Origin of the sequence: Vogesella mureinivorans (genome assembly GCF_007644035.1) — a bacterium.
Taxonomy (GTDB): domain Bacteria; phylum Pseudomonadota; class Gammaproteobacteria; order Burkholderiales; family Chromobacteriaceae; genus Vogesella; species Vogesella mureinivorans.
On record NZ_VMTV02000138.1, the window covers coordinates 1 to 375 of the forward strand.

A 375-nucleotide genomic window follows, 5' to 3' on the forward strand; every position below is an offset into this window, starting at 1 on the left:
ATACGCTCTACATCATCATGCGTGTTTATTTTGAAAAACCTCGTACAACTGTAGGTTGGAAAGGTTTGATCAATGATCCTGACATGAATGATTCTTTTAATATCGAAAAAGGTTTACGTTTAGGACGTAAATTACTGCTTGAGTTAAATGACAAAGGTTTAGCTTGTGCGACTGAAGCGTTGGATCCAAACTCACCTCAGTATTATCAAGATTTAATTTCATGGTCTGCCATTGGCGCACGTACCACAGAAAGCCAAACCCATCGTGAAATGTCATCTGGTTTGTCATCACCTGTCGGTTTTAAAAATGGTACCGATGGTGGCTTAACTGTTGCAACCAACGCAATGCAGTCCGTGAAGCATGGTCATAGCTTTT

1 protein-coding gene is annotated in these 375 nt (G+C 40.3%); it reads left to right on the plus strand.

Annotated elements, in window-relative coordinates; all coding sequences use genetic code 11:
• The coding region (locus FLQ44_RS04810; RefSeq protein ID WP_147693321.1) for a 3-deoxy-7-phosphoheptulonate synthase at positions 1-375 on the plus strand (375 nt) is incomplete at both ends.